Below are 8,861 nucleotides of genomic sequence, written 5' to 3' on the forward strand. Positions count from 1 at the left end.
GTCGCGGAGCGCGCGGCGCGCCTGCGCGAGGCCCTGCACCAGGAACTGACGGCGTGAGCCCCGGGGCGGCCGGGCCGTCCCGCGTCAGGGCCGCCGCACGAGCGAAGCGGCACGAGCGAGGCCGCACAACCGAGGCCGCGCGAGCGAAGCCGCACGACCGGGGGCCGCGCGAGCGAAGCCGCACAACCGGGGCCGCACAACCGGGGCCGCACAAACGAAACCGCACAAACGAATTTGCGCTGGTCCGAGCCGTCCCGTAAGGTTGTGAACACAACGACGCGGGGTGGAGCAGCTCGGTAGCTCGCTGGGCTCATAACCCAGAGGTCGCAGGTTCAAATCCTGTCCCCGCTACTGAAGACCGAGGGCCGGATCTTTCCGAAGATCCGGCCCTCGGTCGTTCGCGCATGCGGTCGTCCGCGCATGCGAAAACCGCCCCCGGCGCGAGCGCGGGGGCGGTGCGGCGCGGTCAGGCCGCCGCGGCGCAGTCCGGGCAGATGCCCCGGTAGGTCAGTTCGACGCCCGAGATCGTGAAGCCGAAGCGCTCACCGGCCGGCAGGTCCGCCAGCGGGTCGCCCGACGGGTGCACGTCGCGGATGGCGCCGCACCGCGCGCACACCAGGTGGTGGTGGGCGCGGTGCGCGTTGGGGTCGTAGCGCTTGGCGCGGCGGTCGGTGGAGACCTCGATGACCTCGCCGAGGCTCACCATCTCGCCCAGCGTGTTGTAGACGGTGGCGCGGGAGATCTCCGGCAGCTTGGCCACCGCCCGGGCGTGGACCTCGTCGGCGGTCAGGTGCACATGGTCCCCGTCGAGGACCTCGGCCACGACGCGCCGCTGCGCGGTCATGCGCCAGCCGCGTCCTCGAAGTCGTTCCAGCAGGTCACTCATGGGCGCCAGTCTAGCAGCGCGCGGGTCAGGTCTTGAATAGGTGCGACTTTGGATGCTCATTTGACTTGGACTTTGTCCAATGTAGGATCGCTTATGCGTCGGCCGGAGGACAGGAAGGCCGGACGCGGGGCACGGCATGAAGGCATGACGTGCGGAAACGACGCAGGAGGCGCACGTGACGCAGGGACCGCTCACCACGGAGGCAGGCGCACCGGTCGCCGACAACCAGAACAGTGAGACCGCCGGTGCCGGCGGCCCGGTCCTGGTGCAGGACCAGCTGCTGATGGAGAAGCTGGCGCACTTCAACCGCGAGCGCATTCCGGAGCGCGTGGTGCACGCGCGGGGCGCCGGCGCGTACGGGACGTTCACGCTGACGCATGACGTGTCGCGGTGGACGCGGGCGAAGTTCCTCTCCGAGGTCGGCAAGCAGACCGAGACGTTCCTGCGCTTCTCCACCGTCGCGGGCAACCTCGGCGCCGCCGACGCCGTGCGCGACCCGCGCGGCTTCGCGCTGAAGTTCTACACCGAGGACGGCAACTACGACCTCGTCGGCAACAACACCCCGGTGTTCTTCATCCGGGACGCCATCAAGTTCCCCGACTTCATCCACACCCAGAAGCGCGACCCGTACACCGGGTCCCAGGAGGCGGACAACGTCTGGGACTTCTGGGGGCTCTCGCCCGAGTCCACCCACCAGGTGACCTGGCTCTTCGGCGACCGGGGCATCCCCGCCACGTACCGGCACATGGACGGCTTCGGCTCGCACACCTACCAGTGGCAGAACGAGGCGGGCGAGGTCTTCTGGGTCAAGTACCACTTCAAGACCGACCAGGGCATCAAGAACCTCACCACCGAGGAGGCCGTCCGCCTCTCCGGCGTGGACCCGGACAGCCACCAGCGGGACCTGCGCGAGTCCATCGAACGCGGTGACTTCCCGTCCTGGACCGTGCAGGTGCAGATCATGCCGGCGGCCGACGCGGCGACCTACCGCTTCAACCCGTTCGACCTCACCAAGGTGTGGCCGCACGCGGACTACCCGCCGGTCGAGATCGGCAAGCTGGAGCTCAACCGCAATCCGGAGAACATCTTCGCCGAGGTCGAGCAGTCCATCTTCAGTCCGGCGCACTTCGTGCCCGGCATCGGCCCGTCCCCGGACAAGATGCTCCAGGGCCGTCTCTTCGCGTACGGCGACGCGCACCGCTACCGCGTCGGCATCAACGCCGACCACCTTCCGGTGAACCGCCCGCACGCCACCGAGGCGCGGACCAACAGCCGGGACGGCTACCTGTACGACGGCCGCCACAAGGGCGCGAAGAACTACGAGCCCAACAGCTTCGGCGGCCCCGCCGAGACGGGCCGGCCGCTCTCGGGCGCCATCCCCGTCGCGGGCGTCACGGGCGGCCACCCGACCCCGCTCCACGCCGAGGACGACGACTTCACGCAGGCCGGGAACCTCTACCGGCTCATGACCGAGGACGAGAAGGCCCGGCTGGTCGACAACCTCTCCGGCTTCATCGCCAAGGTCTCGCGCGACGACATCGCCGAGCGCGCGATCGGTAACTTCCGCCGTGCCGACGAGGACTTCGGCAAGCGGCTGGAGGCGGCCGTGCAGGCGCTGCGCGCCTGAGTCCCCCGGCCGTCGCGACCGGCCCGGCCCCGCACCCGGGGGCCGGGCCGGTCGCATGCGCGAGGCGGTCGTCAGCCGACCAGGGCGGCCGGACGGCGGGGCGCGGGCGTCCAGCAGCGGATGATGTCGCGGACCGAGACGACGCCGACCGGGCCGCTCTCGTCGAGCACGACGAGGTGGCGGAAGCCGCCGTGCGTCATGGCCGCCGCGGCCTCTTCGAGCGTCCAGCCGGGCGCGGCGAAGACCACGTCGGTGGTGGTGTGGGCGGAGGCCGTCTCGGTGTCGGGGTCCTGTCCCGAGCCGACGGCGTTGAGGATGTCGCGCTCGGTGAGGATGCCGAGCCCGCAGGTATCGGGGTCGTGGACGACGGCCGCCCCGATCCGGCGGGCCGACATCAGCCGGGCGGCCTGGCGCAGCGTGTGGGCCGGGCCGATGGTGAGGACCATCGTGCTCATGGCGTCACGGACGAGCATGAAGGGTGCCACCTCCTCTGTGAAGCGACCGCGTGAGTCGATTCACAAGTTCACAAGTGGGGGAATGCCCAGAGTTGCACCGATGCGGAAAGCCGACAAGGGGGCGCGAAGGCTGAAAAAGGGGCGCGCGGACCCGCCGCACGCCCCTCGAATGCTCTTTACACCGCCCTGCGGGCGGGGCGCACTCAGTAACGCTGGTTCAGGTAACCCAGCAGCTCGCGGTGGAGCGCGCCGTTCGACGCCGCTCCGTTCCCGCCGCCCGGCCCGTCCACACCGTCCAGACTGGTGAACCGGCCGCCCGCCTCCTGGACGATGATCGCGTTCGCCGCCATGTCCCACAGCGAGAGCTCCGGCTCCGCGCACATGTCCACGGACCCCTCGGCGACCATCATGTACGGCCAGAAGTCCCCGTAACCCCGGGTGCGCCAGCAGGCCCGGGTCAGGTCCAGGAACCCGTCGAGCCGCCCCTGCTCCTCCCAGCCGGTCAGCGAGGAGTACGCGAACGAGGCGTCCGCGATCCGCTCCACCTGGGAGACCTGGAGCCGGGTCGCGGAGGTCAGGCTGCGGCCGGTGTACGCACCCGAGCCCTTCGCCGCCCACCAGCGCCGGCTCAGGGCGGGCGCCGAGACCACCCCGACGACGGGCTGGAAGCCCTCATCTCCGGCCTCCATGAGCGAGATCAGCGTCGCCCAGACCGGCACGCCCCGTACGTAGTTCTTGGTGCCGTCGATCGGGTCGATCACCCAGCGCCGCGGGCCCGTGCCCTCGATGCCGTACTCCTCGCCCAGGATCGCGTCGCGCGGGCGCGCCCGGTGCAGATGGCCCCGGATCAACTCCTCGGCCGCCTTGTCGGCCTCGCTCACCGGCGTCATGTCCGGCTTGGTCTCGACCTTGAGGTCCAGAGCCTTGAACCGGTCCATCGTCACCGCGTCGGCGGCGTCCGCCAGCACATGGGCCAGGCGCAGGTCATCGTGGTAATCGGGCATGCCGCCACAGTATCGACCCGCCGGTGAGCCGGGCCACACAGGACCGGAGCGCGGTCAGTGCGCGGAGCCGGAGAGCTGGAGGCCGATCACGCCGAGGATCACCAGTGAGATCGACACCAGCTTGAGCGTGGAGACCACGTCACCGAGGAAGACCATGCCGTAGATGGCCGTGCCCGCCGCGCCGATGCCGGTCCAGACCGCGTAGGCGGGCCCGACGTCGAGCTTCTTCAGCGACAGCGTCAGCAGACCGAAGCTGCCCAGCGCGAAGACGCAGAACGCGATGGTCGGCCACAGCCGGGTGAAGCCGTGCGAGAGCTTCAGGCAGACCGCGAACCCGGTCTCCAGAAGTCCCGCGACCACGACCAGCAGCCATGCCATCGTCCGCACCCTCCCACATCGCCGACCGCCTCGCACCGGCCGGTGCCGCTGGGCGTGATTATGCACTTACCGGAAGCGAGTGATCGCAAACGTTCCCGGCCCGGTCGGAGATCAGTCGCCCTCGCGCCTGTTGCGGGTGGAGAGCAGCCGGCGCAGCGAGTCCAGCCGCGCCGGGTCCGCGTGCCCCGCCGCCACCCAGGCGTCCAGCGCGCATTCCGGTTCGTGGCTGTCGTGGGTGCAGCCGCGCGGACACTCCTCCGTACCGGGCTGGAGGTCCGGGAAGGCGTTGATGACGCGCGACGGGTCGATGTGGTTCAGCCCGAACGAGCGCACCCCCGGGGTGTCGATCACCCAGCCCCGGTACCCCGGCAGCGGCAGCGCCAGGGCCGACGTGGTGGTGTGCCGGCCCCGGCCGGTCACCGCGTTCACGACCCCCGTGGTGCGCCGCTTCTCCTTCGGCACCAGCGCGTTGACCAGTGTGGTCTTGCCGACGCCCGAGTGCCCGACGAAGGCCGTCACCCGGCCGTCGAGCTGCTCGCGGACCCGGTCGGCCGCGTCCCCGTTCTCCAGCTCCTCGCGGCTGGTGACGACGAACGGCACCCCCAGCGGGGTGTACGCGCCCAGCAGCGTGTCCGGGGACGCCAGGTCGGACTTGGTCAGCACCAGGAGCGGGGAGAGCCCCCCGTCGTACGCGGCGACCAGGCACCGGTCGATCATGCGCGGACGCGGTTCCGGATCGGCCAGCGCGGTCACGATCGCCAACTGGTCCGCGTTGGCCACGACCACCCGCTCGAACGGGTCGTCGTCGTCCGCCGTCCGGCGCAGCACCGAGCGCCGCTCACCGATGCGGACGATGCGGGCGAGGGTGTCCTTGTCGCCGGAGAGGTCGCCGACGAGCGAGACGGTGTCGCCCACCACCGCGGCCTTGCGGCCCAGTTCGCGGGCCTTCATCGCGACGATCGTGCGGTCGCCGACCAGGACGGTGAGGCGGCCCCGGTCCACGGTGAGGACCATGCCGTCCTCGGCGTCCTCGTGCTTGGGCCGGATGTGGGTGCGCGGGCGGTTGCCCTTGCGGTTGGGACGGACGCGGATGTCGTCCTCGTCGGGGTTCTTGCCGTAGCGGCGCATGTCTCAGGCCCCGAGCATTCCGGTCCACATCTGCGGGAAGTCCGGCAGGGTCTTGGCGGTCGTCGCCACGTTCTCGATCTCCACTCCGGGGACGGCAAGGCCGATGACGGACCCCGCGGTGGCCATCCGGTGGTCGTCGTACGTATGGAAGGTACCGCCGTGCAGCGGGCGCGGGCGGATGTGCAGGCCGTCCGCCGTCTCGGTGACGTCGCCGCCCAGCTCGTTGATCTCCTTGGTGAGCGCGGCCAGCCGGTCCGTCTCGTGCAGCCGCAGATGCGCGACGCCGCTCAGCGTGGAGGGGGAGTCGGCCAGCGCGGCGACGGCGGCGATGCCCGGGGTGAGCTCGCCGACCTCGGAGAGGTCCACGTCGATGCCGTGGACGCGGCCGGAGCCGGTGAAGGTCAGCCCGTGCTCGGTGAGTTCGCAGCTGCCGCCCATCGCGGTGAAGATCTCGCGCAGCGCGTCACCGGGCTGCGTGGTGTGCGCTGGCCAGTCCGGGATGGTCACCCGGCCGCCCGTGACCAGCGCCGCCGCGAGGAACGGCTGGGCGTTGGACAGGTCCGGCTCGATGGTCAGGTCGCGGCCGAGGAGCGCCGAGGGGGAGACCCGCCACACGTTCGGCTCGCCGCCCGTCTCCGGCTCGTCCACCTGCGCGCCGACGGCCCGGAGCATGTCGACGGTCATCCGGATGTGCGGCATCGAGGGCAGCCGGTCGCCGGTGTGCCGGACCTCCACGCCCTGGTTGAAGCGCGGCGCGGACAGCAGCAGCGCCGAGACGAACTGGGAGGACGAGGAGGCGTCGATCGCGACCGGCCCGCCGTCCAGCGCCCCGCCGCCGTGCACGGTCATCGGCAGCGAGCCCCGGGAGTCGTCGTCGATCCGGGCGCCGAGGACCCGCAGGGCCTCGATCACCCCGGTCAGCGGACGCTCGTAGGAGCGGGGGTCGCCGTCGAAGCGGACGGGGCCCTCGGCGAGCGTGGCCACCGGGGGCAGGAAGCGCATGACCGTACCGGCGTTGCCGACGTCCACGGTGACCGGGCCGTGCAGCGGGGCCGGGATGACCCGCCACGCCTCGCCCGAGGACTCCGCACCGGCGGCCGCGCCGGTCGCGGCGGAGCTGGAGGACACCGTCTCCTCGATGCGTACGCCCATCGCGCGCAGCGCGTCCGCCATCAGCAGGGTGTCCCGGGAGCGCAGCGGGCGGCGCAGCCAGCCCGGCTCCGAGGAGAGCGCGGCGAGCACCAGCGCGCGGTTGGTGACCGACTTGGATCCGGGCACCGTGACGGTCGCGTCGACGGCCCCGCTCGCGACGGGGGCGGGCCAGAGGGCGGGGTGTACGGCGCTTTCGGTCATGCGCTCACTTTAGGTCCTGTCCGGAGTTCCCCGCCTGCGCCCCGACGCCCGGCACGCACGCTCGCCGCACGGGGTCGCAGGACAGGTGGCTCCGCCACATGACCTGCGACCCCGCACACCGATCGCACGCACCGACCGCCGCTGCGCCCGCGCTCCGCGCGGACGACGGGGAACTCCGGACAGGACCTGGAGGTCTGCCCCGGAGTGAGCCCGGTCACAGGCCCAGCAGCCAGCGCCCGCCGCCGATCAGGGAGCACAGCGACACCGCGTGGAACAGGAACAGCCACAGCGCCGCCGGGACATCGGTCAGCCGGGACAGCTGGTCCGCGTCCGAGTCCGGCGCCCCGCCGTGCCGCCGCTTCGACTGGAGCTCGAAGACCGGGCGTACGCCTCCCAGCAGCAGGAACCACACCGCGCTGTACGCGAACAGCGACTGCCAGGCGGGCGAGGCCAGCCACGAGACCAGCAGGAACACCGAGCCGGTGAGGATCACCGTCAGCGCCCCGTACACGTTGCGGATCATCACCAGCATCACCGCGAGCAGGGCGGTCGCCAGCCACAGCAGCAGCGTGATCCGGCCGTCCACCAGCAGCCAGGCGCCCCCGAGTCCGAGCAGCGAGGGCGCGGTGTAGCCCGCCGCGGCGGTCAGCACCATTCCGATCCCCGTCGGTTTGCCCCGGCTGACCGTCAGACCGCTGGTGTCCGAGTGCAGCCGGATGCCCGAGAGCTGCCGGCCGGAGAGCAGGGCGACCAGCCCGTGGCCGCCCTCGTGCGCGATCGTGATCGCGTTCCGGGACATCCGCCACAAGATGTTCGGCACGACCGCGATGAGCGCCGCGGTCGCGGTCACCACCACCAGCCACTGCTCCGGGGCGGGCTGGGTGCCGGTGACGCGGTCCCACAGGTTGCCGAGATCGGTGCTGTCCATGGGGCGGGCGGCTCCTTACCGGTTCGGGGGCCGTCCGGGACGGCGGTCGTGGCAGTCTGGCACTTATGTGCGGACGGTATGCAGCGAGTCGGCGGCCCGAGGACCTGACCGGACTCTTCCAGGTGGAGAAGTGGGAACCGGCCGAGACGCTGGAACCCGATTACAACGTGGCGCCGACCAAGGAGGTCTACGCCGTACTGGAACGCCCTGTGAAAGACGCGGATGACCAGCGGCCGGTTCGCCAGCTGCGGGCCCTGAAATGGGGGCTGGTCCCGTCCTGGGCCAAGAACCCGGAGGGCGCCGCCCGGATGATCAACGCCCGGGCCGAGACCGTCCACGAGAAGCCGTCCTTCCGCCGCCCCTTCGTCTCCCGGCGCTGCATCCTGCCCGCCGACGGCTATTACGAGTGGGTGACCGGCGCCGAGGAACGGCAGCTGGAGGAGAAGGGGCGCCGCAAGCGCCCCCGTAAGCAGCCGTACTTCGTGACCCCGGCCGACGGCTCGGTCTTCGCGATGGCCGGTCTCTACGAGTTCTGGCGCGACCGCACCCTGCCCGACGACCACCCGCAGGCGTGGTGGGTCACCTGCTCCGTGATCACCACCGAGGCGGAGACCGACCCGCTCGCCGTCGCCCCGGCCGACGGACCGGCCTCACTGTCCGACATCCACCCCCGGATGCCGCTGATGCTCACCCCGGACCGCTGGGACGACTGGCTGGACCCCTCGCGCACCGATGTCGAGGAACTGCGCGCCCTGCTCGCACCGCCGCCGCCCGGCCTGATGCGCGCCTACCCCGTCGCGACCGCCGTCAGCAACGTCCGCAACAACGGCCCCGAGCTGAAGGACGAGCTGGCCGAGCCCGAGGTGAGCACCCTCTTCTGAGCCCTACGCGACGGGCTCGCGCCGTCCCCGTACCGCCCACCGGGTGTTGGTTGGATGGACACCGTGAACACCGACGACGTGACCCCCCGCGCCGAGACCGTCGAGACCGGGGCCGGCACCGCCCGCGTCACCTGGCTCGCCGCCCCCGCCCCGCGCCTCGTGCTCGCCCTCGGCCACGGCGCCGGCGGCGGCATCGAGGCCCGCGACCTCCAGGCCCTCGG

General features: G+C 71.7%; 9 protein-coding genes, 1 tRNA gene and 1 pseudogene. 4 read left to right on the plus strand and 7 right to left on the minus strand.

The features are described from left to right. The first annotated feature begins 277 nt into the window (after positions 1-277). A tRNA-Met gene (locus tag G3I41_RS01955) sits at positions 278-351 on the plus strand. 115 nt (positions 352-466) lie between these two features. On the opposite strand, the gene G3I41_RS01960 is transcribed toward G3I41_RS01955, so the two are convergent. Continuing rightward, positions 467-886 carry a Fur family transcriptional regulator gene (locus G3I41_RS01960; RefSeq protein ID WP_026242534.1) on the minus strand — a complete coding sequence of 140 codons (420 nt, stop codon included), beginning with the start codon at positions 884-886 and terminating at the stop codon, positions 467-469. Positions 887-1,061: 175 nt separating this feature from the next. Between G3I41_RS01960 and G3I41_RS01965 the strand changes: the two genes are divergently transcribed. Next, on the plus strand, positions 1,062-2,513 hold the full coding sequence (locus G3I41_RS01965; RefSeq protein ID WP_164398552.1) for a catalase: 1,452 nt from the start codon (positions 1,062-1,064) through the stop codon (positions 2,511-2,513). Between the two features lie 71 nt (positions 2,514-2,584). Here the strand turns inward: G3I41_RS01965 and G3I41_RS01970 are convergent, their stop codons facing one another. From G3I41_RS01970 to G3I41_RS01995, 6 genes are all read right to left on the minus strand, one after another. Beyond that, the gene (locus tag G3I41_RS01970) at positions 2,585-2,986 is read right to left on the minus strand and encodes a CBS domain-containing protein (RefSeq protein WP_164398553.1); all 402 of its coding nucleotides are present in this window, start codon (positions 2,984-2,986) and stop codon (positions 2,585-2,587) included. Positions 2,987-3,171: 185 nt separating this feature from the next. Then, positions 3,172-3,972 (minus strand): histidinol-phosphatase, encoded by an 801-nt coding sequence (gene hisN / locus G3I41_RS01975; protein ID WP_164398554.1) that lies wholly within the window; start codon positions 3,970-3,972, stop codon positions 3,172-3,174. A 54-nt stretch (positions 3,973-4,026) separates the two neighbouring features. Continuing rightward, the gene (locus tag G3I41_RS01980; RefSeq protein WP_164398555.1) at positions 4,027-4,350 is read right to left on the minus strand and encodes a multidrug efflux SMR transporter; all 324 of its coding nucleotides are present in this window, start codon (positions 4,348-4,350) and stop codon (positions 4,027-4,029) included. 111 nt (positions 4,351-4,461) lie between these two features. After that, positions 4,462-5,478 carry a ribosome small subunit-dependent GTPase A gene (rsgA, locus tag G3I41_RS01985; RefSeq protein WP_164398556.1) on the minus strand — a complete coding sequence of 339 codons (1,017 nt, stop codon included), beginning with the start codon at positions 5,476-5,478 and terminating at the stop codon, positions 4,462-4,464. 3 nt (positions 5,479-5,481) lie between these two features. Beyond that, complete coding sequence (gene aroA / locus G3I41_RS01990) at positions 5,482-6,831, minus strand: 3-phosphoshikimate 1-carboxyvinyltransferase (RefSeq protein ID WP_164398558.1); 1,350 nt, start codon at positions 6,829-6,831, stop codon at positions 5,482-5,484. Between the two features lie 214 nt (positions 6,832-7,045). Next, complete coding sequence (locus G3I41_RS01995; protein WP_164398559.1) at positions 7,046-7,759, minus strand: M50 family metallopeptidase; 714 nt, start codon at positions 7,757-7,759, stop codon at positions 7,046-7,048. 65 nt (positions 7,760-7,824) lie between these two features. On the opposite strand from G3I41_RS01995, the gene G3I41_RS02000 reads away from it, so the two are divergent. Beyond that, positions 7,825-8,640, plus strand: coding sequence for an SOS response-associated peptidase (locus G3I41_RS02000; RefSeq protein WP_164398560.1), 816 nt, complete (start codon positions 7,825-7,827; stop codon positions 8,638-8,640). A 54-nt stretch (positions 8,641-8,694) separates the two neighbouring features. Then, positions 8,695-8,861: pseudogene (locus G3I41_RS36630) on the plus strand (hydrolase); the annotation flags it as partial.

The organism is Streptomyces sp. SID9727 (assembly GCF_010550605.1).
Lineage (GTDB): Bacteria > Actinomycetota > Actinomycetes > Streptomycetales > Streptomycetaceae > Streptomyces.

Excerpts from the sequence above, each read along its gene's own strand:
- G3I41_RS01960 (WP_026242534.1), bottom strand. The coding sequence starts at position 886 with ATGAGTGACCTGCTGGAACGACTTCGAGGACGCGGCTGGCGCATGACC.
- G3I41_RS01970 (WP_164398553.1), bottom strand. The coding sequence starts at position 2,986 with ATGCTCGTCCGTGACGCCATGAGCACGATGGTCCTCACCATCGGCCCG.
- hisN (WP_164398554.1), bottom strand. The coding sequence starts at position 3,972 with ATGCCCGATTACCACGATGACCTGCGCCTGGCCCATGTGCTGGCGGAC.
- G3I41_RS01980 (WP_164398555.1), bottom strand. The coding sequence starts at position 4,350 with ATGGCATGGCTGCTGGTCGTGGTCGCGGGACTTCTGGAGACCGGGTTC.
- rsgA (WP_164398556.1), bottom strand. The coding sequence starts at position 5,478 with ATGCGCCGCTACGGCAAGAACCCCGACGAGGACGACATCCGCGTCCGT.
- aroA (WP_164398558.1), bottom strand. The coding sequence starts at position 6,831 with ATGACCGAAAGCGCCGTACACCCCGCCCTCTGGCCCGCCCCCGTCGCG.
- G3I41_RS01995 (WP_164398559.1), bottom strand. The coding sequence starts at position 7,759 with ATGGACAGCACCGATCTCGGCAACCTGTGGGACCGCGTCACCGGCACC.
- G3I41_RS02000 (WP_164398560.1), top strand. The coding sequence starts at position 7,825 with ATGTGCGGACGGTATGCAGCGAGTCGGCGGCCCGAGGACCTGACCGGA.